The sequence below is a fragment of the Enterovibrio qingdaonensis genome (genome assembly GCF_028683135.1).
Classification (GTDB): domain Bacteria; phylum Pseudomonadota; class Gammaproteobacteria; order Enterobacterales; family Vibrionaceae; genus Enterovibrio; species Enterovibrio qingdaonensis.
Map to the genome: position 1 here is coordinate 106,636 of NZ_JAJUBB010000004.1, position 23,917 is coordinate 130,552.

General features: G+C 48.2%; 22 protein-coding genes. 10 read left to right on the forward strand and 12 right to left on the reverse strand.

The window, feature by feature from the left end:
- Nucleotides 1-122 precede the first annotated feature (122 nt).
- Nucleotides 123-587 carry a DUF302 domain-containing protein gene (locus LRP49_RS07500; RefSeq protein ID WP_274141336.1) on the forward strand — a complete coding sequence of 155 codons (465 nt, stop codon included), beginning with the start codon at nt 123-125 and terminating at the stop codon, nt 585-587.
- 104 nt (nt 588-691) lie between these two features.
- Here the strand turns inward: LRP49_RS07500 and fusA are convergent, their stop codons facing one another.
- Nucleotides 692-2,779, reverse strand: a complete 2,088-nt coding sequence (fusA, locus tag LRP49_RS07505) for an elongation factor G (protein ID WP_274141337.1) — start codon at nt 2,777-2,779, stop codon at nt 692-694.
- 452 nt (nt 2,780-3,231) lie between these two features.
- Between fusA and LRP49_RS07510 the strand changes: the two genes are divergently transcribed.
- Nucleotides 3,232-4,260 (forward strand): acyltransferase, encoded by a 1,029-nt coding sequence (locus LRP49_RS07510; RefSeq protein WP_274141338.1) that lies wholly within the window; start codon nt 3,232-3,234, stop codon nt 4,258-4,260.
- Between the two features lie 46 nt (nt 4,261-4,306).
- On the opposite strand, the gene LRP49_RS07515 is transcribed toward LRP49_RS07510, so the two are convergent.
- The 6 genes from LRP49_RS07515 to LRP49_RS07540 form a co-directional block, all read right to left on the reverse strand.
- Nucleotides 4,307-4,582 carry a DUF3081 family protein gene (locus tag LRP49_RS07515; RefSeq protein WP_274141339.1) on the reverse strand — a complete coding sequence of 92 codons (276 nt, stop codon included), beginning with the start codon at nt 4,580-4,582 and terminating at the stop codon, nt 4,307-4,309.
- A 174-nt stretch (nt 4,583-4,756) separates the two neighbouring features.
- Complete coding sequence (locus LRP49_RS07520) at nt 4,757-5,542, reverse strand: FadR/GntR family transcriptional regulator (RefSeq protein ID WP_274141340.1); 786 nt, start codon at nt 5,540-5,542, stop codon at nt 4,757-4,759.
- Complete coding sequence (locus LRP49_RS07525; RefSeq protein ID WP_274141341.1) at nt 5,508-6,461, reverse strand: ABC transporter ATP-binding protein; 954 nt, start codon at nt 6,459-6,461, stop codon at nt 5,508-5,510. Before LRP49_RS07525 ends, LRP49_RS07520 begins: the two co-directional genes overlap by 35 nt.
- Complete coding sequence (locus LRP49_RS07530; RefSeq protein ID WP_274141342.1) at nt 6,458-8,335, reverse strand: dipeptide/oligopeptide/nickel ABC transporter permease/ATP-binding protein; 1,878 nt, start codon at nt 8,333-8,335, stop codon at nt 6,458-6,460. The genes LRP49_RS07525 and LRP49_RS07530 overlap by 4 nt, the downstream gene beginning before the upstream one ends.
- Nucleotides 8,332-9,279, reverse strand: a complete 948-nt coding sequence (locus LRP49_RS07535) for an ABC transporter permease (protein WP_274141343.1) — start codon at nt 9,277-9,279, stop codon at nt 8,332-8,334. The genes LRP49_RS07530 and LRP49_RS07535 overlap by 4 nt, the downstream gene beginning before the upstream one ends.
- A 111-nt stretch (nt 9,280-9,390) precedes the next feature.
- Nucleotides 9,391-10,974 carry an ABC transporter substrate-binding protein gene (locus LRP49_RS07540; RefSeq protein WP_274141344.1) on the reverse strand — a complete coding sequence of 528 codons (1,584 nt, stop codon included), beginning with the start codon at nt 10,972-10,974 and terminating at the stop codon, nt 9,391-9,393.
- Between the two features lie 160 nt (nt 10,975-11,134).
- Between LRP49_RS07540 and LRP49_RS07545 the strand changes: the two genes are divergently transcribed.
- Both LRP49_RS07545 and LRP49_RS07550 read left to right on the forward strand, forming a co-directional pair.
- Nucleotides 11,135-11,788 carry a DUF1028 domain-containing protein gene (locus LRP49_RS07545; RefSeq protein WP_274141346.1) on the forward strand — a complete coding sequence of 218 codons (654 nt, stop codon included), beginning with the start codon at nt 11,135-11,137 and terminating at the stop codon, nt 11,786-11,788.
- A gap of 3 nt (nt 11,789-11,791) precedes the next feature.
- Entirely contained in the window at nt 11,792-13,015 is a 1,224-nt protein-coding gene (locus LRP49_RS07550) for an allantoate amidohydrolase (protein ID WP_274141347.1), read from the forward strand.
- Here the strand turns inward: LRP49_RS07550 and LRP49_RS07555 are convergent.
- The gene (locus LRP49_RS07555; RefSeq protein ID WP_274141348.1) at nt 13,012-13,953 is read right to left on the reverse strand and encodes a LysR family transcriptional regulator; all 942 of its coding nucleotides are present in this window, start codon (nt 13,951-13,953) and stop codon (nt 13,012-13,014) included. The two genes, LRP49_RS07550 and LRP49_RS07555, sit on opposite strands and share 4 nt — an antisense overlap.
- 50 nt (nt 13,954-14,003) lie before the next feature.
- On the opposite strand from LRP49_RS07555, the gene LRP49_RS07560 reads away from it, so the two are divergent.
- Both LRP49_RS07560 and LRP49_RS07565 read left to right on the forward strand, forming a co-directional pair.
- On the forward strand, nt 14,004-14,918 hold the full coding sequence (locus LRP49_RS07560) for an MBL fold metallo-hydrolase (RefSeq protein ID WP_274141349.1): 915 nt from the start codon (nt 14,004-14,006) through the stop codon (nt 14,916-14,918).
- Between the two features lie 95 nt (nt 14,919-15,013).
- Complete coding sequence (locus LRP49_RS07565) at nt 15,014-15,562, forward strand: hypothetical protein (protein ID WP_274141350.1); 549 nt, start codon at nt 15,014-15,016, stop codon at nt 15,560-15,562.
- An 80-nt stretch (nt 15,563-15,642) separates the two neighbouring features.
- Here LRP49_RS07565 and LRP49_RS07570 read toward each other — a convergent pair whose 3' ends face one another.
- Nucleotides 15,643-16,179, reverse strand: coding sequence for a DUF924 family protein (locus LRP49_RS07570; protein WP_274141351.1), 537 nt, complete (start codon nt 16,177-16,179; stop codon nt 15,643-15,645).
- Nucleotides 16,180-16,383: 204 nt separating this feature from the next.
- Here LRP49_RS07570 and LRP49_RS07575 point away from each other — a divergent pair, with 204 nt between their 5' ends.
- On the forward strand, nt 16,384-17,931 hold the full coding sequence (locus LRP49_RS07575) for an FMN-binding glutamate synthase family protein (RefSeq protein ID WP_274141352.1): 1,548 nt from the start codon (nt 16,384-16,386) through the stop codon (nt 17,929-17,931).
- A gap of 112 nt (nt 17,932-18,043) precedes the next feature.
- Nucleotides 18,044-18,574, forward strand: a complete 531-nt coding sequence (gene aroQ / locus LRP49_RS07580; protein WP_274141353.1) for a gamma subclass chorismate mutase AroQ — start codon at nt 18,044-18,046, stop codon at nt 18,572-18,574.
- Between the two features lie 52 nt (nt 18,575-18,626).
- Here the strand turns inward: aroQ and LRP49_RS07585 are convergent, their stop codons facing one another.
- The gene (locus LRP49_RS07585; RefSeq protein ID WP_274141354.1) at nt 18,627-19,382 is read right to left on the reverse strand and encodes a carbon-nitrogen hydrolase family protein; all 756 of its coding nucleotides are present in this window, start codon (nt 19,380-19,382) and stop codon (nt 18,627-18,629) included.
- Between the two features lie 528 nt (nt 19,383-19,910).
- On the opposite strand from LRP49_RS07585, the gene LRP49_RS07590 reads away from it, so the two are divergent.
- Nucleotides 19,911-21,599 (forward strand): hypothetical protein, encoded by a 1,689-nt coding sequence (locus LRP49_RS07590; RefSeq protein WP_274141355.1) that lies wholly within the window; start codon nt 19,911-19,913, stop codon nt 21,597-21,599.
- Nucleotides 21,600-21,731: 132 nt separating this feature from the next.
- Here the strand turns inward: LRP49_RS07590 and LRP49_RS07595 are convergent, their stop codons facing one another.
- The gene (locus LRP49_RS07595; RefSeq protein ID WP_274141356.1) at nt 21,732-22,061 is read right to left on the reverse strand and encodes a DHCW motif cupin fold protein; all 330 of its coding nucleotides are present in this window, start codon (nt 22,059-22,061) and stop codon (nt 21,732-21,734) included.
- A 246-nt stretch (nt 22,062-22,307) separates the two neighbouring features.
- Between LRP49_RS07595 and LRP49_RS07600 the strand changes: the two genes are divergently transcribed.
- Nucleotides 22,308-23,195 (forward strand): DMT family transporter, encoded by an 888-nt coding sequence (locus tag LRP49_RS07600; RefSeq protein WP_274141357.1) that lies wholly within the window; start codon nt 22,308-22,310, stop codon nt 23,193-23,195.
- Here the strand turns inward: LRP49_RS07600 and LRP49_RS07605 are convergent.
- Complete coding sequence (locus tag LRP49_RS07605) at nt 23,192-23,818, reverse strand: HAD family hydrolase (RefSeq protein WP_337992941.1); 627 nt, start codon at nt 23,816-23,818, stop codon at nt 23,192-23,194. The two genes, LRP49_RS07600 and LRP49_RS07605, sit on opposite strands and share 4 nt — an antisense overlap.
- Nucleotides 23,819-23,917: the final 99 nt, after the last annotated feature.

Sequence of the window (23,917 nt, forward strand, 5' to 3'; positions counted from 1 at the left end):
GCCAGTCTATATGTGTTGGCATGCAGTTCAACCGCAGTGATAACCCAGTGTCACGTTGTCGCAAGTGCGTTGAGCCTTAACTTTTGGTTTCACGCAAAACAAATTACAACGAGGAATCGACAATGAGTGTCAACTTTCGGCTAGTCACATTCGCAGCAGCACTTTTCTCTCTATCTGCATTTGCGCATGAAGGCATGATACAGGTGCAAAGCCAGTACAGTGTCCCAATCACAGCAGATCGTTTAATCGCAGCAGCGAAAGCACGCGGCTTAACCGTGATGGCAAGAGTCAATCATGGAGAAGGTGCAAAGAAGGCAGGACTTGAGCTTCGACCAACGGAATTGGTGATTTTTGGTAACCCAAAAGTCGGAACACCTATGATGGTTTGCAACCAAACAGCAGGGATAGATTTGCCGCAAAAGGCCCTGATCTGGGAAGACAAAGACGGAGCAGTATGGCTGGGTTATAACAACCCTAATTACCTTGTTGAAAGGCACCACTTAGAAGACTGCGGCCTTTCTGTAAACAAAGTCGAGAAAGCACTGGTCTCACTGGCAAAGCTCGCTACCCAAGCATCACCGAAATAGCACTTCACTCCCTATTAAGTCCTTAACTAGAAAATTACCCCATAAATAAAAAGCCCCGAAGCTTTCACTTCGGGGCTTTTTGAACTTCAGAGTTCCGTTAAGAATTACTTCTTAGCGTTTTTCTCTTTTTGTTCAGCGATTACTTTTTCAGCAACGTTCGCTGGACATGGTGCGTAGTGTGAGAACTCCATAGAGAACTGACCACGACCAGAAGTCATAGTACGTAGGGTACCGATGTAACCGAACATTTCTGACAGAGGTACGTCACCCTTGATGCGAACGCCAGTAGCGCCTGCTTGTTGGTCTTTGATCATACCACGACGACGGTTAAGGTCACCGATTACGTCACCAACGTGATCTTCTGGAGTGAAGACGTCAACGTTCATGATTGGCTCAAGCAGCTGTGCGCCAGCTTTAGGCATAGACTGACGGAATGCGCCACGTGCAGCGATTTCAAATGCTACTGCAGATGAGTCAACTGCGTGGAAGCCACCGTCGAACAGCTCAACTTCAACGTCAAGAACAGGGAAGCCAGCTAGAACACCAGTACCCATCATGCCCGCGAAGCCTTTCTCGATTGCTGGCCAGAATTCCTTAGGAACGTTACCACCAACAACCACTGACTTGAAGGTGAAGCCTGAGTTAGGCTCGCCTGGCTTCATGCGGTAGTCAATCTTACCGAACTGACCAGAACCACCAGATTGCTTCTTGTGCGTGTAGCTATCTTCAACTGCTTGAGTGATAGTTTCACGGTATGCAACTTGTGGTTTACCAACGATCAGGTCAACACCGTAAGTACGCTTAAGGATGTCAACTTTGATGTCTAGGTGAAGCTCACCCATACCTTTCAGGATGGTTTCGCCAGTTTCTTCGTCAGTTTCAACTTGGAAAGTTGGATCTTCTGCAACCATTTTACCGATCGCGATACCCATTTTCTCAGAACCGCCTTTGTCCTTAGGAGCAACAGCGATAGAGATTACTGGGTTAGGGAAGATCATTGGCTCAAGCGTACATTCGTGCTTAACATCACACAGAGTGTGACCAGTTTGAACGTTCTTCATACCTACAACAGCGATGATGTCACCAGCTTGTGCAGTAGTCAGTTCGTTACGCTCGTTCGCTTGCATCTCAACCATACGGCCGATACGCTCAGTCTTACCAGTTGCGCTGTTCAGGATGGTGTCACCCTTCTTCATTACACCTGAGTAGATGCGGATGAAGGTCAGAGCACCGAAACGGTCGTCCATGATTTTGAACGCCAGCGCGCGTAGTGGCTCGTCTGCAGATACAGTTGCTACTTCGCCAGTCGCTTCACCCGTTTCTGGGTTAGTCAGCGGCTGTGGGTCAACTTCTGTTGGAGACGGCAGGTAATCAACAACTGCGTCTAGTACAAGCTGCATACCTTTGTTCTTGAATGCAGAACCACAGAACGTTGGGAAGAAAGTACAAGTACGAGTACCAGCACGGATACAACGCTTGATTTCTTCGATAGATGGCTCTTCGCCATCCATGTATGCCATCATCAGATCATCGTCTTGCTCAACAGCAGTTTCGATCATCATTTCACGGTATTCTTCTACTTGATCAACCATGTCCTCTGGAACATCTTTGATTTCGTAGTTTTCTGGCAGGCCAGTGTCATCCCAAACGTATGCTTTACGCTCAAGAACGTCTACAACACCAACGAAGTCATCTTCACGGCCGATTGGCAGCGTCATAACAACAGGATTCGCACCCAGTACTTTCTTAACTTGTTCAACAACGTTGAAGAAGTCAGCACCCATACGGTCCAGCTTGTTTACAAAGATAACACGCGCAACTTCTGAGTCGTTCGCATAACGCCAGTTAGTCTCAGACTGAGGCTCAACACCACCAGAACCACAGAAAACACCGATACCACCATCAAGTACTTTCAGTGAACGGTATACTTCAACGGTGAAGTCAACGTGTCCCGGAGTATCGATAACGTTAAAACGGTAGCCTTTCCAGAAACAGCTTACTGCTGCTGACTGGATGGTAATACCACGCTCAGCTTCCTGTTCCATGAAGTCGGTAGTAGATTCGCCATCGTGAACCTCACCCGTCTTGTGGATTTGACCGGTCAGCTTCAGGATACGCTCGGTAGTAGTGGTTTTACCCGCATCAACGTGCGCGAAAATACCAATGTTTCTGTATTTACTTAGATCTGTCATTGTTCGTCTCTATAAACAATTACTGGCTTATATCAGGGCGGGGAGTATAGCAGGCGTTGTCGCGTAAAGAAACATGTAGAACACAGGGAGATAAGATAAGTTTACTCCAATGTTTTTTTTGACACATTTCTGCACAAATTGACGCCATTCTCCTCGCTCGTACGTTCGTTTTTCGCCATCCGGCATGCCAAAGTGTGTCGAAAGCAGACACGAAATAGAGCTTCATGCAGCTTTGGATCTAAAGGGTAGACCGGATTGCGACGTAAAGGTTGGCTTTATTTTGGGAGATTGAGTGTTGCTTTTTCAACCAACCACTTAGCGGCGAGCCAACTATAGTGATTTTTGCTCACAATTCCTAGAACAATGCCTCAGCTACAACACAATGTTCCTATATAGTCGGCAGATTTTTTGAATATTGCGTTTTACTCGCAATTTTTTGGAGCTGCTCATTCATGCCTTCTGCGCGTATTCCGTCTTTGGAACTGGGGCGTTTAATCGCTATCGTTGCTGTGATCATTATTCATTCAGGGCCATTGCGAGGCGACGCTTACAGCACCAACGTAAACCTGCTGTCTGATGTCATTAATCAAATATGTCGCTTTGCCGTCCCTTTTTTCTTTTTGCTGACTGGCTACTTTGCACAACCTAAATTGGTAGCCTCACCCATCGACACATTCAAAGGCTACGCAAAGCCGTTATTAACCATTTGGTTGGCGTGGAGTGTCATCTACTTGCTAATGCCATTCCGGTTTGATGTGGCACTTTCACAAGGCTTTATGGCTGAGCGCACGGGCTACTGGAACTATTTACTGCAAACGCCGCTAAACACGCTTTTTGAGGGTGGGTTGGTGCATCTTTGGTACATCCCAGGATTGCTTTCTGCTATCGCCATCATTGCGCTCTTAATCAAACAGAAACAAGAAAGCCTCATCGTGCCGTTGGCGCTGGGCCTTTATGTTTGGGGGCTAGGTGCAGGCAGCTATCAGCCTATCATGGAAGGTACTACGCCAATCTTTTCGCGAAACGGCCCATTCTTTAGCTTGCTGATGGTCGTTGCTGGCTTTGAGTTACGACGTCGTGACATTCGAATTAGCTCACGCACCGCCTTAATGATGCTATTCGGCGGTTTGGCATTGTATCTCTCAGAAGGTTTGTTTCTTCGAAAATATGAGACGTGGATGGCGACACATGACTTTCTTATTGGCACACCCATTCTCGCTATTGGCCTGTTCAGTCTCTTGCTGAATCACCCAAATTGGGGCAACTCGCCTTCAACGTTCGCACTGAGTAAACGTGTCTTGGGCGTCTACGTTTGTCATTTCATTCCATTGGTTGTGCTGTTCAATGTGTTTGGTACGTATGCTATTGAAGGGCCATTGAAAGATGTGCTTATCGCACCGCTAACTATTGTGCTCTCATTTGGTCTGGTTTTCTTACTGGAAAAAGCACCTTTCACGCGCTTTTTGGTTCAAATGAAATAGCATGCTGCACAGAATGAAGAAAGCCCGGCTGTCGCCGGGCTTCTTGTTAGTGGTGATCGTCTAATACGGTATTTCTGACTAACGCATCTAGCTTCTTTAAAAAACTGTCACGCAAATGAGTTTGGTCGTAATTAAGGTCATACGTATTGTGAAAGCCGATATGAAGCTGTACCCCATTACCCTTTAAATACACGTTATAACCGTCGTAATCCGTCGATGCTTCGACACCTTGATACATTTTCCCAAACTCTGTCTTTGCGCCCTTATCCATCACCACTTCAAAGGCTGCCAATAACTTCGCCGTATTGAGCTCGTTTTTCATTGCTATTCCCTCATGACTGCCATGCTTTGGCAGTAAGCGCAGAGGAAAATCTCTGCATTAAAAGTATGATTTTTAATACAGAATCTCGCCAATTACAGAACACCAAAAATTGATCGGTAATGGTACGTCATACGGTTACAGCGACTGACTGAATCGAAGAAGTACTCGTGCAACTTACGGTGCATGCAACATGAATCGGCGATCCATTTCCGCTTCCTGACTCTCCATCAGTTTCTGCGCTACTTCCATATGCTCTCGCATGATTTCCCGAGCGTCTTCCGAGCGCCCTTCTCGCAGTGCGTCAATCAGGTCTTTTTGGTGTTTGAATCCTTGCTCCCACAACTCATGGTTATGAGGCTCATATAAGCGACGATAGACCGTCAGATCCGTCAACATACGCACCATAAAACGGATAATAAAACCGAGCAGTTCATTTCCTGCAAGCTCTGCGAGAATAATGTGGAACTGGAGAGAGTCGATATGCTGCATTCGCTCATCTTCCGCATCACGCGCGGGTTGCGAATACTTCTCAATGTTTGCTTCTAACTTGGCAAGGCTTTGCTCCGACACGTTTCCTGCCAAAGACGCAGCCAGTTCGGGCTCAAGCAGTTTGCGAAGTTGGTAGACATCTTTGATCGAAAGCTTATTAAAGAAGAAATAGTTGCTCAGCAGGCTACTGGCCATTGGCTCAGACACCGCATTGATAAACGCACCGCCTTTTGGGCCTGTGCGAGTCACAATTAACCCTTGCGCTTCCAACACTCTCGTCGTTTCGCGAATGGTACCTTTTGACATACCGAACAGTGCCATCAGCTCTGGCTCGGGCGGCAATTTGTCACCCGGTTGGAGGCCTTGCTCTACAATCCAGCTTTTTATTGCTTCCGCCACTTTATAAGGGCGGCGCATTTTTGCAGACGATGACGCGTTACTCGAGCGGGAAGTAGCAGGCGACAAATTCATTCTCCTTTATTTTTGTCAGCGGAGGTGGCGCAGCGAGACAATCTAGTTGCGCTTTGGGGCACCGCCCCGCAAACGCACACCCTTTAGGTGGGTTAAGCGGGTCTGGCAACTCAGCATGTTGTGTGGGCACTTGAAGTGGCCTTCCAACAACAGGGGCACTGTTCGCTAATAGCTGAGTGTACGGATGTTTTGGAGAATTGAAAATCCTTTCAGCGGGAGCCAGTTCAACCAATGTACCAAAGTACATCACTGCGACTCTGTCACTCACCGCTTCCACCACCGCAAGATCATGGCTGATGAACAAATAGGTCAGCGACAACGACTGTTTCAGCTCTGCCAGCAAGTTTAAAACCTGCGCTTGAACAGAGACATCCAGTGCTGAAACGGGCTCATCCAACACCAATATTCGAGCGTTCGCCGCGAGGGCTCTTGCGATACCAATACGTTGTGCCTGCCCCCCTGAAAACTCATGGGGGTAACGGGTAAGAAACTCTTCTCGAAGCCCCACTTGGCCAAAAATTTCACGGATGCGTGATTCTCGGTCGTTCTTGTTCATCCCATGCAGATAGAGCAAAGGCACTTCCATTAGCTGACCAATGGTTTTTCTAGGGTTAAGGCTGCTGATTGGGTCTTGGAATACATACTGAATCCGTTTGCCATTTTCTTTTGGACTAGCAGGTGATAACGCTTCCCCTTCGACAAGTACTTGTCCTTCGGTTGGTTCAGTTAACCCCACCAGCATTCTGGCAAGCGTAGATTTTCCGCACCCCGACTCACCAACAATACCCAAGGTTTCGCCTTGCTCCACATCCAAACTGATTGTTCGTACCGCTTTCACACTTGGATGCGTGGATGCAAACAGGGGCTTTTTGAAATAGAAGGTTTTCTTCAATCCTTGGATTTTCAATGCGGCCGTCATACCAACTTCTCCTCTGGAAAGTGACACAACACCATGCGATTCGACACTTCCGTTCTTGCCACTTCGCCTTGCTGACAAGACTCACCCGCTTTGCTGCAGCGTGCTGCAAACGCGCACCCTTGTGGTAATTTGTCCACAACGGGTGGCAACCCGGGTATGGCTTCAAGTTTCCCTTTACCTCGCCCTAATTCAGGAACGCAGGCAATCAGCTTTTTGGTATAGGGGTGTGCTGGGGCATCCAACACTAATTCTGTCGGTCCTGTTTCAACAATTTTTCCTGCATACATGACCGCCACACGGTCACAAAGCTGTGCTACCACACCAAAGTCATGGGTGATAAACAGCACCGACACGTTTCTGGTGCGACGAAGTTCATCCAGCAACGCAAGTATTTGTCCTTGTACCGTCACGTCCAATGCTGTGGTCGGTTCGTCAGCAATGATAAGCGAGGGGTTGTTGACCAACGCCATCGCTATCGCCACGCGCTGTCTCATGCCACCGGAAAGCTCATGAGGAAACGCCTTCATTCGCTCTTCGGCGTTAGGAGTATGCACTGCATCCAGCAAGGAGATCGCTCTTTCCTTCGCCTCATTCATTGGCACCTTCTCATGTACCAATATCGCTTCCAACATTTGCTCGCCTACGCGATAAAGAGGATGAAGTGTCGCCAGCGGGTCTTGAAAGATATACGCCACATCTTTACCGCGCAGATTTCGCAATGTCTCGTAGTCAGCTCCAATCAAGGATTCATCGTTGAACCGGATATCGCCACCGCAAATCACACCGGGGGGTGAAGCGACCAATCCCATCACAGATAACGCCGTCACGGATTTGCCCGATCCACTTTCGCCAATCAACCCCAAGCATTCGCCCGGTGCAATCTCAAACGACACTTGGTTGACCGCTTTATACGTCCGGCGATTGATATGGAACTGTGTCTCCAATTGCTCAACCTTCAACACAGCATTATTGTTCTCATCGGCCTCAACAGCGTTGAACGTATCACTGACTTTTGTCGAAGGTTGCGGACGCGTCAGTGCGCCGGATTTCAGTCTTGGATCTAAGGCATCGCGTACCCCATCACCGAGCAGGTTAATGCTCATAACAATGAGGAAGATCATCACACCCGGCACCATGCTGGCGTGAGGGTCAGTGATTAGCGAGTTACGCGCTTCACCCAGCATTGAACCAAGATCAGCTTGCGGAGGTTGGGAGCCCAAACCAAGGAATGACAATCCGGCAGTTTCAAGGATCATCCACCCAATGGTGGTCGACATGGCAATCACAATGACGGGAATGACGTTAGGTACAATTTCAGACCAGATAATCCGAAAATCTGACATGCCACATAGCTTGGCCGCTTCAACAAATTCACGCTGTGCCAGCGATACCGTCACGCCGCGAATGTTTCTCGCAAAGAACGGAATGTTCACTGCTGCCACTGCAATCAAAGCATTCAGCAAACCCGGCCCCAATGCGGCAACAATGGCAAGGGCCAACAAGATATACGGGAAAGCCATCAGTACATCGATACAACGCATAAAGATGTTATCAACCCTTCCACCAAAGTATCCGGCAATAATGCCAATGGCTGAGCCAATCAGTGCGGCAATCAACGCGGCGGCAAACCCGACCGCAAGGCTTAGTTGAGTACCCCACAACAAACGTGAAAGCATGTCCCGCCCAAGATGATCGGTACCGAGCACATGCCCGTCACTCAAAGGACGCAAAAAACGGTTCGTGGTATCAGTCACGGCGGGATCTTGCAGTCCAAGTAAGGGGGTCACCAACACCAAAAACACAATGATGGCCAAAACAACACCACCAAACGCGGCCAGTCGGTTTCTAACCAGAAGTTTCAAAAATGCCGTCATGCTTTGATCCTCGGGTCGAGCCAACTTTGTAGCATGTCGACAGCAATGTTGAACAACACATAACACGCAGCAACAAACACCACGCCACCTTGTACCAACAAAATGTCACGTTTGAGGATGGCTTCGACCAGCATTTTTCCAACACCCGGCCACTGAAACACCATCTCGATATACACAGCACCGGAAAGCACAAAACCCGCCTGAATACCCAGCACTGGAATAATGCTTACCATGGCTGCTTTCAATGCGTGTTTCCAAATCACCTGATGCTCATTCACACCTTTAGCGCGCGCAGTGCGAATGTAATCCTGACGAAGCACTTCCAGCATGGCAGAGCGCGACAAACGGGCAATAACCCCCGTTGCAACAGAAGCCAGTGCCACCGCTGGCATCACTAAATGTTTCAACAAATCAGGTAAGTCACCGCCCCCATAGATTGCATACATCCCAGATACGGGCAGCCAACGGAGGTTGATGGCAAACAAGAGAATCATCATCATGCCGAGGAAAAAAGAGGGAATTGAAATGCCGAGCAATACCACCAGCGTGATGCCTTTATCCGCCAATGAAAACTGACGTGCGGCCGATACCACGCCAGCAATAATGCCAAGTGCGGCACACAAGACAAAGGAAACACCCGCAAGAATCAGGGTCGCGTTGAAGCGCTCCAGAATTTCATCAATCACTGGACGGTTTAACGAATAAGAGCGACCAAAATCACCCTGAAGCATATTCGACAACCAGATGAAATATTGGCTGACTAGGGGTTGATCAAGGCCGAGGTCTTTATTGATTTTGGCGACATTGTCTGGCGTTGCATAGGCCCCCAAAATTGCTGTCGCAGGGTCACCAGGGATCATCGACATGATAAGAAAGACAATAACCGTTATCCCAAGAAGTACCGGGATCGCGGACAGCAATCGTCTAAGAAAGTAATTACCCACGCGCAGTGCTCCTTTCTGCGATAAATATCCATTGGATTGATTGGTTGATGATTCTGATTGGTATAAAAATTTGGGCGGGTTTTCCCGCCCAATTCACACTATATTTCGCTGCTATTTCTGAACATCTTTCAGGATGAGGAAGAAAGATGGCTGCAATTTAAAGTCTTGCACCTGATCATTAGTGACCGCGTTTTGCTTCCAGTTCGCCACAAATACCCATGGCGCATCTTCCTGAACAATTTCCTGCATTTCTCGATACAGCTTGGCACGCTCATTTTGATCTGTCGCTTCACGCGCAGCTTCCAGTAGTTTGTCCACCTCAGGGTTTGAGTAGTACCCCGAGTTAAACCCACCTTTATCAGGCCATGCATCAGTGCGTAGTGCCAAATACGGCAAGGTGTCTGGGTCATTTGTCATCCAGGCCATTTCCGCCATGTCAGCTTTGCCTTCAAGCCCCGGGTTCACTTTGCCAAGGAAGGTATTCCACTCGTACGTTTCGATCGCGGCGTCCAAGCCTACCGCTTTCAAATCTGCTTGGATTGCTGTGCCCATCGGGACTGGGTCTAACATGCCAGAACCACCTTCCGTCACGTAAAACGTCAGCTTCGCACCCTCTTGGCCAGCTTCTTTGATCAATGCTTTGGCTTTTTCTGGGTCATAAGGATAAGGCTGCAAGCTGTCGTTATATGCCCATGCAAACGCCGGAGGTGTTGGACCAGCAGCCACTTCCGCAGTGCCTTCCAATACGCCTTCCACCAGTGCTTTTTTGTTGATGGCATAGTTCACAGCCTGACGCATACGTTTATCCGCAAATGGCCCTTCTTTGGCATTCAGGATTAAGAACCAAACGTGCGGGCCAGCCTGCTCCACCACTTGGTAGCGATTATTCTGAAATTCAGACAAAGCATTCGGCGGCACTTCCACCATTATGTCGATACTGCCTGCCAGCATTTCAGCAACACGGGTATTCGCGTCAGTGATGGGGCGGAACACGACGGCTTCAAGCTTCGCTTTATCCCCCCAGTAATCGTCGTTACGCACCACCACGACTTTGGTGTTTGACGCCCACTCGGCAAAACGGAAAGGCCCGGTTCCCGAAGGTTGACGTCCGAAATCTTTACCATGCTTTTTCACCGCTTCAGGCGAGACAATCAGGCCTGTTGGGTATGCAAGGTTGGAGAGAAAGGGAGCATAAGGAGCATTGAGGGTGAACCTGACCGTTTGTGGGTCAACGGCTTCGACGTTTTCTATCGACGAGAAGAAAAATGACAGCGGGAAGGGCCCCGTATTGTGATAAGGGTGATTCTCGTCAAGCATGCGGTCAAAGTTAAACTTCACCGCGTCTGCCGTCAGTGGTGTTCCGTCATGGAATTTCACGCCATCGCGAAGTTCGAAGGTATAGGTTTTGCCGTCCTCACTCACTGTCCAGCTTTCCGCCAATGCTGGTTCAACCTCTAACGTACCGTCCTTGTACTGCACCAATCCTTCATAAAGGTTCATCAAGATCCGAAAATCATTCACTGCTGTCACGGCATGCGGATCGAGTGACTTTGGCTCAGCGACTTGGCCGACAATCAGCACGTTTGGGGGTGTCTGCGCAGATACAGACAATGGACCTATCGCACATAACGCCAGAAGCGCGGTTCTAGCTGCACTCCGCAGCGCTTTCATGAAATCACGTCTCATTTGTTTCATGGGGAAACTCCTTCCCAGTTTGTGGATGTGAAGTTAATACTTGGTTAACTTTTATTCACATTTATCACTATAAATTACTTGCCGCAAGTATTTATCATGATAAATTGACATGATTGACTGTCGTCATCACACTTAGATCACTGGCTCAGGAGCGAGACCTATGACTTATTCAATATTGGCACGAGATCCAAAATCTGGCGCGATAGGAGCTGCGGCGGCTACTGGCTCACTCTGTGTTGGAGGCTGGGTGATCAGGGGGGATTTACAGGCCGGAATGTCCGCCTCTCAAGGTGCAAAACCCAGCACAATGTGGGGAGAGGATGTGTTATCTCAGATGGCCGCAGGCTCTAGTGCGACCTCGGCAGTCAATACTGTTACCAGTGTTGATTCAGGTGCTGCTTTCAGACAACTCGCCGCGCTAGATCTTAGCGGCAAAGGTGCGGTCCATACTGGAAACAAAAACGGATTGGCGCGAGGCAGTGTCATCGAAGACAACATAGTGGTGTGCGGCAATCTGCTTTCAGACACCACAGTGTTGGATGCCATGATCGACGCTTTTAAAGCCAGCACAAAATCGTTTGAGGAACGGCTGATTACCTCGCTTTTTGCCGCTGAGCAGTCTGGCGGTGATTCCCGCGGACTACAGTCTGCCGCACTTCTCGTGTACAAGCCTGACTCGCCTGTTATCACGTTGCGTATTGATTATCACAACTCACCATTGATCGCCCTGCAGTCCTTGTATGAAAAGCATTGCGACCCCGATTATCAGGCATGGAGAAACACACTTCCTACATCCGAACATCCGGAGCGATAACTGATGACTCACCTTCTAGGAAAAACCGCACAGGACTATTTAAGACAGCTTGCCGAGTGTTCTGAATCAGAAACCGGCGTTACACGCTTTCCTTTTACCCCGGAACATCGTCGTGCCAATGCGCTGTTGACCGCTTGGATGGAAGAAGCGGGTCTTCGCGTTCACATGGACAACGCAGGAACGCTAATCGGTCGCTACGATGCCGGTAAAAACACGCGAACCCTGTTGATGGGAAGCCATCAGGACAGCGTAAAACAAGGGGGGGCCTACGACGGCATTATGGGTGTTGTATTGCCTATCATTGCATTAAAGACGTTGAAACGTCAGGGAAAAACGCTGCCCTATTCCGTCGAAATTCTGGCCTTTGGTGATGAGGAAGGCGTGCGATTTCCCACCGCGCTGGTCGGCCCAAGAGCGTTGGCAGGCACCTTGGATGAAAGCGTCATTGACCGAAAAGACAAGCAAGGTCACTCACTTCGTGATGCGCTTTCAAGCTTTGGGTTAGAGCCCGAAAAGATAGGTCAACTCAAACGACGCCCTGAAAACATTCTCGGCTTTATTGAAACACACATCGAACAAGGCCCTGTTCTCGAACATGAGGGGTTACCGCTTGGCGTCGTCTCCGCCATTTGCGGCATAGAACGTCATCAGCTCACCTTCACCGGACAGGCCGCCCATGCAGGCACGGTGCCAATGCACCTTCGAAAAGATGCACTCACTGCTGCGGCTGCTGTCACCTTGGAGGCCGAAAAGCTCGCCATTAAACTTCCCGATTTACTTGCAACTGTGGGGCAATTGGATGTCACGCCTAACGTGCCCAATGCCGTCCCGGGCCGTGTATCCATGACCATTGAACTCCGCTCACCCGTCGATGAAGTGCGCGAAAAAGCAGGTAACATACTACAGACATTTGCTAAGGAGACCGCACAGCTAAGAGGCCTTGGCTGCGAAGTAGATCGCACCTACAGCCAAAGTGCGACGGTATGCAACGCAAGTCTTCAGCTTTCGATAGCCTCCGCAATTGCTAGCCTTGGTAAACGTGTGTTTACCTTGCCTTCTGGGGCGACACATGACGCTTCCGCCATGGCAGATCTTACGCCTGTCGCCATGCTCTTTGTTCGTTGCAGGAAAGGCATTAGCCACAATCCATCTGAGTTCGCCAGCGAAGAAGACATGGGATTAGCGATAAAAGCGTTGATGCATTTGTTGAGCAACCTGCAGCCTTAATCATTAAGTGCAGAAAGCTGCTCAACGACGCAATCAATGAATAGACGGGTTTTCTGCGGCAGGTAATCCCTCGCTGTGTAGACGGCGAAAATCGAAAAACCTACGACGGGATGCTCTGGCAACAGTTCCACCACGTTTCCGCTATCTAAATCTACTTGATATAACCATCGCGGCCCCCAGTGGATTCCCGCACCGCCTATCACCAACGGGCGAATCGCCCGCAAGCTGTTCGCCGCCACATTGCTATGAATGCCCTGATGTGAAAACAAACGGCCATCTTCAAATGCAATATCAACTCTGGCCTGAGAGAGCGAATACAATACAAACAGATGTGATTTCAGATCATCAATGCACCTAGGTGTTCCCATCCTTTCCAAATACGCAGGGCTTGCCACCAGCACACGTGGAATATTGCCCACTTGTCGGGCATAGAGCGATGAGTCAGCCAGCGGGCCGAAACGAAACGCGACATCCAAATTTTTCTCAAGCAGGTTGTCCACGTCGCTGCCTAATAACAGCTCTACCGATAAATCCGGAGCTTGCGATTGGATCTGTTGAATGGCAGGCACAAGAAACCGTTCGCCAAAGTCGACCGTCGCGCTGACACGCAGCCTTCCCCGGACTGATGCCGAACCACCCGTTATCTCCTCTTCGAGAGCAGACTGTTCGCTAATGAGTTTGCGAAGCCCTTTGTAATACGTCTGTCCCATCTCCGTTGGCACGCTTCGCGCGGTAGAGCGTTGCAACAGTTTGACTTGGAGCCTTGCTTCTAACGCCGCCACTTTTCGACTCAACGACGACGAATCTGTTCCCAATAACTCAGCGGCTTTCTTAAAACTGCCCGCTTCAACCACATGGAGAAATGCTTGTTCTAGAGAAATCATACTTATTGCATTTTCGACAATCGATAAATGCAAAATAGCATCTTTCTTGGTCACTTTCGTAACTGCTAGTGTGTATTTAGAATCAGAAGTAAAAGGAGTTAACGATGAATATGCTCAGGAAAAGCGTCACCGTGATATTTGCAATTTTCGCACTTTATACTGCCCCAGTAGCAAATGCCGATCCCTTAAGTCACCACATCGTTGAAATTGCTGATGATGTTTATAGCTTCACCACAAACGGCGAATACATCTCGATGTTTGTCGTCACTGATGACGGTGTTATCGTTTTTGAAACCGTGAATACGCCTCATGCGAAAGCCATGGTGGACGCAATTAAGGCTATCACCGACAAACCGATTAAATGGGCGTTACACAGCCACAACCATTGGGATCATTCCAGTGGTGGACAAGTGTTTATCGATAATGGCGCGAAAACCCTTGCCCACGTAGACGCCGCAGCATGGATCAACGCTAACCCTTATCCTGACATGGTCATGCCAACAGATACCTGGTCGGGTACACGTAACGATCTCCAACTTGGCGATACCAAGGTTGAACTTCACTACCTTGGCTTAAACCACGGAATGGGCATGACCATCTTCATTCTGCCCAAAGAGCGAATTGCCTATGTTGCCGACCTTGTGACCCCAAACCGCGTTATCTTTGCGGTGGTACCTGACTTCAACCCTCGCGAATGGGAACGCACCTTGGGCGAATTGCTGGAACTGGACTTTGACCGCGCTATCTTTTCACACAATATGGCCGACAACCCTCTTCAAGGCGGTGGCAAGCCAGAGATCCAAGCACAGCTTGAATTTATTCAAGATCTCCGTGCAGGTTTCTACGCCGAGCTGCAAAAAGGGACTAACCCCATGCAGATACCTAAGACACTTAAACTGCCTAAATATGAAAATTGGGTCGGGTATGACCAATGGTTAGAAATGAACGTTTGGCGGATTCTTTCTGACGAATTTATGGGTCCCTATCCTTGGCACCAAGAAACAGAGGTCACACAGTGATCCATTAAGTAGCAGCACGTGAGACTTTCAGACATTTCATTGATGGTAGATTTGTTGTGGCCATAATGGCGCACTCTTGTGATTAAGGGTGAACCATGATGAAACTTAAAACCATGCTGCTGGCCAGCACAGTGGCAATTGGCCTTTCTGGGTGCGTGATACCTACGGACAGAACCTACTACAAGCCTGAAGCGGGTTTCGGTGAAGCTGTCGCTTCTCAAAGTTGCGGATATCAACGCACAAAGCTGGATGCATTAAGACGCACTTTCGACGGCTATCGTGTGCAAGTAGAAGCAGAGAAAGATGGCAGAAATGGGGTGACTATAAGTGTCTCTGCAACAGTCGAAAACCCTGAACTCAACATTAATGATGTCGCTTTTGATAACGCTAAAGTAACAGTGGTTCAGCCTATCTCACAGGGTGGTCTCATAACCAAATATGCGTTTCAACACCAATCGAATGGAGATATCTGGCTCTCACGAACCTTCTTGCTGCCTGATGCGCCGTACGAACAAGTGATAGAAGTTCAAGTTCAGTTAGCACCGGGAGCCATCATCATGGGTGATACTGTGTCGGAAGAAATGGCATTTCGGTTCTCTCTGACCACCACCTTTGATGTCCTATATTTTTCGATAAACTGCTAGCACGACAAAATGAAAAGCGGCTAAATAGCCGCTTTCTTCTCTATAACCTAACCCCTCTTGTCCGCTAGGGCCTGTTGACCTTAGAAGCTCGACCCTGGCTGACTTAAAAAAGCCAACTCCTCTGGACTGCATTCTCTGTCTAATATGGCATTTCGGTGCGGATAACGCCCAAATTGATCCACGATCTCCTTGTGACGAATTTCGAAATCGAGATTGTGCTCTAAGCCCGGTTGGTTAAAAAGTTTTACAGCCTCTTCGTGAATCACCGCCGATTCACTGTGCATATAGGGCATATACAAGAAGCATCTGCGCTCTGGTGCCAATTCTCTATCAACGCCCAACGCAACGGCCTCTTGTGCCAACGCCAGTGCCATTGGATCTTGTGCAAATGCCTGAGGTGTATCTCGATAGACATTTCTCGAAAACTGATCCAACACGATAATCTCAGCCAACCGCCCTTCCGGCTGTTCTCGCCAAGCAAAGCACTCTGATCTCGCAGCTTGCTCTAGCAGAGTGCCAAAACGATTCTTGATGGTTTCATCCAGCTTTTCATCTTTCGTAAACCACTCTTTTGGCGTCAGTTCATCGAACCAGAACGTCAGTACGTTTCTGTACATCTTCATCTCCTTGACTCGTGTCGTTCCCTCAACTGTACCTCAATTCTTACCCATTTTCTGTTACGTCAATACATCCTTGCTTCAATCATGAATCTCTAGGATGGCTCGCTCAGTGCCGAATTCGAATCCCATGAAAATCAAAGAAAGCCTACGCTCGAATGTCCGGTCTATCGCTTTCGTGAGCAAAATAAAAAGGAATGAATCATGGATGCAGTAACAAGTTGGGCAACGCGCCTATTAGAAGTAAGTGCAGCGTTGTTCGTGTTTTTCATCGGTTGCGCAGTGCTGACAATTATCTACCTGTACATTCGCGACATTACTCAAACTAAGCAGGCTATTCGCAGAAACTATCCCGTCGTTGGCCGTTTCCGGTACTGGTTTGAACATATGGGCGAGTTCTTTCGCCAGTATTTTTTCGCGCTTGATCGAGATGAACTGCCTTTTAACCGAGCTCAGCGCAGCTGGGTGTATCGCGCGGCAAAAAACGTCGATAGCACAGTGGCGTTCGGTTCAACGCGCCCTTTGAATCTACCGGGTGACGTTATTTTCCTTAACTGTCCATTTCCAACCCTGTCCGAAGACGCCGTGCCCGCAAGTACCGTGATTATCGGTGACGGCGTGGCCAAAACACCGTTTGCTACGTCGAGCTTTTTCAATATTTCAGGCATGAGCTTTGGCGCACTAAGCGTTCCTGCTGTGCTCTCTCTTTCAAAAGGCGCAAAGGAAGCAGGCATTTGGATGAATACTGGCGAAGGCGGGCTGTCGCCTTATCACCTTGAAGGTGGCGCAGACATAGTATTCCAAATTGGTACGGCGAAATACGGAGTCCGAGATGAGGAAGGCAACCTCAGCGATGAAAAGCTCAAAGAAGTGGCTGCGCATGAACAAGTCAGGATGTTCGAAATTAAAATGAGTCAGGGAGCGAAGCCTGGGAAAGGCGGCATACTGCCCGGTAACAAGGTGAACGCCGAAATCGCAAAAATTCGTGGCATTCCTGAGGGCCAAGACTCAATCAGTCCCAACGGTCATCCTGACATTCGAAGCGTTGATGACTTGCTCGACATGATTGCAAGAATCAGAAAAGTCACGGGTAAGCCTGTTGGGTTTAAAATCGTGCTGGGAGCCTATGGTTGGCTAAACCAACTGATGGAAGCCATACATGAACGAGGCATTGACTCCGCACCTGATTTTATAACCCTAGATTCTGCCGATGGCGGGACAGGTGCTGCGCCTCAATCTTTGATGGACTTTATGGGGCTGCCTATCAAACGAAGCCTGCCCATGCTGGTTGATGCACTAGAAAGTTATGGTCTAAAACAGCGTGTAAAAGTGATAGTGTCAGGTAAATTGGTTAACCCTGCTGAAGTAGCATGGGCCATGTGTATCGGGGCAGATTTTATCACCTCTGCACGAGGCTTTATGTTTTCGCTAGGTTGCATTCAAGCGTTGCAGTGCAACAAAAATACGTGCCCAACGGGCATCACCACGCACGATCCTAAACTACAAAAAGGTCTGGTGGTTTCCGACAAGGCAGCGCGGGTAGCTCATTACGCGAAAAACCTGATGTACGAAGTGGGCGTGATTGCGCATTCGTGTGGGGTACAAGAACCTCACAAATTGAAACGCTTCCACGCGCAGATGATCAACGACCATGGGATGCCACAATCACTGGATGAACTTCATCCGCCAGCCGAAGTAAAGGTGGAATATCAAGCTCCGCCGTCCAAGGTTGTTGTGGAGGAAAGAAAGTAACCTACTCACCTGCTTTAGCTCTAAAAAATCAATGATAGGTATGTAAGCCCCTTTATTAATTCGAAGGGGCTGACTATTAAAGTCTTTACCTTATGATTTTATGGAGGAAATCATGTCTAAACATTGGCTCTTTACCATTCTTACATTCTGTTCTTTTTCCGTGTTCGCCAATCCCAGCCCGAATAGCCTTTTTACTGCTATCAATGAAAGGTTGAGTTATATGGAAGATGTGGCGTTGTTTAAGGCAAACAATCAAAGACCCATTGAGGACATTGAGCGAGAAAAGGTTGTCATAAATAAGGCCAGTGAATCTGCCAAAGCCTCAGGGTTAAACCAACAGAGCGTTATCGGCTTTTTTACAGCTCAAATCTCCGCTGCAAAGGCGATTCAATACCGATACAGAGCCGACCTACTGACCGAAGGCACTGCTCGCAAGCCCCGAGATTTAACCACGGAAGTTCGACCTGAACTGATCCGGCTAGGGAAGACAATAAACACCGAAGTCGCCCTGTTTTTACGAGAAGGTCGAGAGTTTCGCAGTAGTGATTGGCATACATTTGAATCGACAATCAACCAAGAATATTTGACATCAAAAGACAAAAAGAAATTGTTTAACGCATTGACGCAAATTCGTCTCTTATAACTTCCCTTGGGAATGATGGCCAAGACTAACGTTCCGCCTTGGCCTGTTAACCTCACAGCGCAATAAACTCGCCTGCAACGCTGCTGACGCGCGTTAACTCACAGAGTGCTAAACCCTCGCATGTACTGCTAGCAAGCACTGTTTGCTGCCCGTCTGTATCCCACATGCCGCTTCGGCCTCCCGTTTGCCAGCCTCCTGACTCACCCACAAAATTCGACAGTAGAACAGGCATTTGAGTTTTCACTGCAATCTCAGACAATGTCTTCGCGTCTGCATCAAAGCCACCTTCTGAAATCAATGCGCTGACGAGATAGACATCGGCATTCTCAGCGACGGCATCATCATGATGCTGTGGATGCGTGAAGTCCGCGCATATCGCCAGTGCGACTTTCACATCATTGATTGAGATAAAACAGCCACCCTCACCCGCAGCAGCAAAGGCCTCTTCACCGCTGTGCAGATACTGCTTGGCGTAGGTGGATGTTTGACCATCAGCGCGCGCGATAATCGCACCGATAAACGGTTTACCTGCGTCGTTTTGAAGTGGTGCACCAGCAATAAGCATCACGTTAAGAACCTTGGCCAATTGGCCGAGGTCATGCTCCATATCACTGCGTGCAGCTAGTGCATTGTCTTCTAATAAGGCGGGCTCATACCCCGTCAAAGAGAGTTCGGGGAAAACGACAATATCTGCGCCGTGGTCGGCAGCTTTTTGGGCTAGGCATTTGTGCTTTGTGAAATTGGCGTGGATGTCGCCTTTAGATGGGGTGAACTGGCAAAGGGCGATGGAGAGTTTTGCGTTAGACATCCTATTTCCTTAACGGGAAAGCGTGGAGTCTAATCGAAGGAAATCACATGACTACCGACTTACTCTCGAAGTGAGGGTCCTGTCATGTAAATCCCTAACTTGTCGAACATTAATATCACAAACATCCCCTGCCCTTTAAAAAGGGAATCTTTTCATAATCTCTCGCTTCCTGACGAACGAAAACGCTTTTGACACTCTGAACAGCGCAGTTCCAACTCTTCTCACTCAAGGACATACTTCAGCCTTTTTTCATACTTTTACGCGAACAGCAACGTATTTTCCAAAGCACCTATCCAAAGATTATCCATACAAAAAACATGGTAAAAGTGCGATTTTGCCCATTGGACGAAAGCTCTCACACAATACCCCTAGTAAAACTGCAAGAATAATCCTGTCTCAATTAATTATCACTATAAATAAAAATAACACTATAAAACAAAGTGCATTTGGCTAGAGCAACGCCAAGGTTCATCGTAAACCCAAGACTGCGATGACTTGTTTCATTCATAATGGTTAAGGAAGTCAACGATGAGATCACTTTTCAAGGTGGGAGCTATAGCTAGCTTGCTCTATTTTCCCACGACTCAATCTTTCGCTGAGTGCTATGGGGACGTCTATTCACTCAATGCCGGGCGTGGGCATGTAGGCCTGCTGACGGACCTACAGGAAAATACCAAACTGTCAGGCTTATACACCGCAGAAGCCAAAAATCGCGCAACGTTACTCTCTCGCACGACGTTCAGTAGCTCAGCAATGACATACGATAAAGATACTGATCGCATGTATTACATTGGTGCTACTCAGCCTTCTACTTACTACTTAGAAGGGGTGGCTGATGTCGTTTCGAGTGACGAACTAAAAAACCTAGATCTTCATGCTGCGACCGCAAAAAAATTCCAACTGGCCTACTACGATTTCTCGACAAAACAACATGGTATCGTCGGGGATACGAAGCAAACGTTCCGAATGGCATATGATCCCTCAAGTAAAAAAATCTACGCGTCGGACAATCGCTTTCTCTTTACGATCGACCCAACCACTGGCGTTACGACACAAATTGCGGAGTTTGATCAGGGCTCTCGAATTGGCGGATATACCAACTGGGGGGATTTCCTTTTCCTAGACGGCGAGTTGCTGCTCGTGACCAATACACGTACGTTTGTCGTGAACAAAGAAACAGGGGCATTCACGCTCAAGGCTTTCCATTTCCTTGATTTTGTTACCTCTGCAACACTCGATCAAAATGGACAGGTATTGGTGTCTGTGAAAAACCAGAACGTCACAGGGAACGTAAATAGTTCCCATTTGTGGCGGGTAAAACTCTCTACAGGCGAAAAGAAATACGTTGGGCTGATTCCCGTTCGAATTAGTGCCCTCGCAACCAACACGAATGCAACCCATACGTGTTATGACAAAACCATTTTCCCAAGTGATATGAGCTCGAAAGTGTCTGGCGTTACGGTCAGCAGCGCGAACGTACAAGAGGGCCAAACCGCCACATTTACCGTGAATTTTGACAAAGCCACACAACAAGGCAGTACAACCAAGCTCAAGCTTGCATTGACGGATGGAACGGGGGTAGCACCGGGAGATTACAATAACACCAGTGTTACACTGACTTTCTCTGACAACTCCACCCAAACCGTTTCCTTAAGTTCTTCAGGTACATCCATCACAGTACCAACTGGTGCTACATCAGTAAAAGCGGCCGTAGCGACCGTCGATGATACAACACAAGAGCAAGACGAAACATTCACACTCTCTGCATGGTTTTATGCTGATCAAAGCGATAAGAAAAGCACATCTGTCACCATCAAAGATAACGACGATGCCCATACGCTCCTAACGAATGCAGCCAACACTAGCGTTAGCGGTGAAGGTTCTTCAGGTGCCTACTATAATCCTGCGGGTAACTGCTATGGACAGGATATTCGAGGTATCAGGGTTTATATTGGCCGCGTCCCTGCGGGCACTACATTAGAGTTTTGGAAAACAGGAACACATCTAAAAACCTTCAATGTACCGACAACGGGCGGGGTGTTCTATGAAACACCAAACTCAACGACGCGACGTTATGAGTGTGGTGATATCGCTTGGGGTCGTTTAAGATCCCCAACGGGGCAATACTACAATATCAAGTACGGACAACGCATTAAGCTTCATTACAACAATGCTATTAACTGCAGTAATGGATGCTATAACAGGGTATACAACTAGGGCGGCAACCTAATCAGGTAGACCCAATATCCACAACCTAAAAGAAGGGGCATTACGTCCCTTCTTTCGTTTTACAACGGGTCATCGTTTTGCATCGATGGGTCAGAAAAATAAGCAACTACACATCCGATGCTAATCAACCACAAACAGCGTCGCGCCTTCTTGGGTAAACGAGCGATGCGCTTCAGCGTTATCCGCAACTTGGTAGCTCATGCCCGGCTTTAAGACATGCACGCTGCCATCATCAAGCTCGGTCGACAACTCACCAGAAAGGCAGAAAAGCACATGCCCTTTTGAGCACCAGTGATCGGCTAAATACCCCGGCGAATACTCCACGATTCGAACACGAATATCAGCGAAATGTTTGGTTCGCCAAAGTGCAAATCCCGTCTCACCTTGGTGCTTAGTTGGCTCAAGGGTCTCCCAATCTGTCACGTTGAACGGAATGTCCGTCATTTCCATTGCTTATCCTCCATTGATCATTGCGCCATCCAAAGCCTCTGACGCGCATTACCAACATAACTCGATAGAAAGAGTCATGTGAATGCTTAGGTGCTTGTTACATGGTTACATTGCAGGCTTGTGCAATCCCGCAAAGCAATCACGTTGAACGTGTCACAACCCAATGAAAGAATAAAAAAATCAGTAAAACAATACCATGACGAGTTGATAGGGAAATCATGAACTCGGCAAAACACAAGGAAGACAATGACAGATAGACGCGCAGAACTATTACTCGTACTCAGCACGATTCTTGCTGCTGGCGGATGGGTTTTTAGCAAAGAGTCGCTTGCCGAAATGCCGACATTCGCCTTTCTTGGCTCCCGCTTTTTCCTTGCCTCGCTCATCTTGCTGGCTTTTTGCCACAAAGATTTGATGAAAGCCTCCCGCGACGATCTTCGAAAAGCCCTAGGGTGCGGATTTTTGCTCGCGACAGCTATCCTGCTTTGGATTTATTCATTATCTGTCAGCGACACCCTTGGTGAAGGCGCATTCATCATGAGCTTAACCATGCTCTTCGCTCCCTTTATTGGCTGGCTTCTCTTTAAACAGCCTCCCAGTGCGTCATTCTGGATTGCGTTACCTGTCGCTCTGGTCGGGCTAGGCTTTTTGTCGCTCGCGAACGGCTGGGTGCTGGCAAACAGTCAAGTCTGGTTCTTGGCGTCGGCGTTCACCTTTGCATTTCAATTCAACATTGTCAGTCGTGTCGCCAAAACGCTACCAACCATGTTATTGACCTGTATTCAGCTATTTGTAACTGGCGTTATTGGGCTGTCCTTGTCACTGCTATTCGAAGATGTTCCTACCAGCATCAGTCCTAATATTTGGGTGTGGTTTGCTATGAGCATCATACTCTCAACCTGTTTGCGATTTGCTTGCTTAACGAGAGGGCTAAAAGGAACCACCGCTATCAACGCAGCGTTTATTATGATCCTAGAGCCTGTCTTTACGGTCATCTTCAGTGTGCTCTGGTATAGCGAGCCTATGCCGCCACAAAAGGTCATTGGCTGCTTGCTCATATTGACGGCGTTGATTGGCTATCGTGGCGGGTTTAGCTGGATAGGAAAGCGTGTTTTAGAAACAAGAGAAAGCTAGTCGAGTTTTTGCCAGCGCAAATACTTATGATCGGCCAATGCCAGCATGGCAAGGTCTTCATCAGTGTCACCATAGGCATAAACAGACGCATACCGGGACAAATCCAGTTGGCTTTTTATCCTTTCTGCTTTTCTTTTTTTACTGCAATCACCTGAAACGTAACGACCTGTAAAACGGCCATCAACAGACTCTAGTTCACTGCAAATCAGATGAATGCCGTTTTGCTTGCACCAAATGGCAAGGTAGGGATGTAAAGAGGCTGACACGACATAGATATCATCGCCATTGGCTTTGTGCCAATTCAATGCCTGTAACGCTTCATCCCGCATCACTCGGCGTAAATACTCGTCAACAAACTGCTTCGCTAAGGCTTCTATACGCTCTACATCTTTTTGCCAAAATGCTGCTCGCGCAACGATAGGGCGTGTTTTGTTTGCGGGCAAAATACCAAGCTTATACAGCAGAACCACCGGCCAAATAAGCGCAAAACCCAAACACTTTCGTTTTTTGGATGTCGCAAAAAGCACAAACGCGGTGAAGCAATCGTCGTTTGTGATAGTGCCGTCGAAATCGAACAAGGCTAAGTTGGCCATAACGTGAATGTAACCTGTTTTAACTGTCACTCGGTTTCCCGGCAACTGAATCAATCGAGAGAGTTTAGGTAAATGCTACATCTATTTTGAGGCGTTTTTTATCTTGTTACCTAAAACACCGAAGAAAGA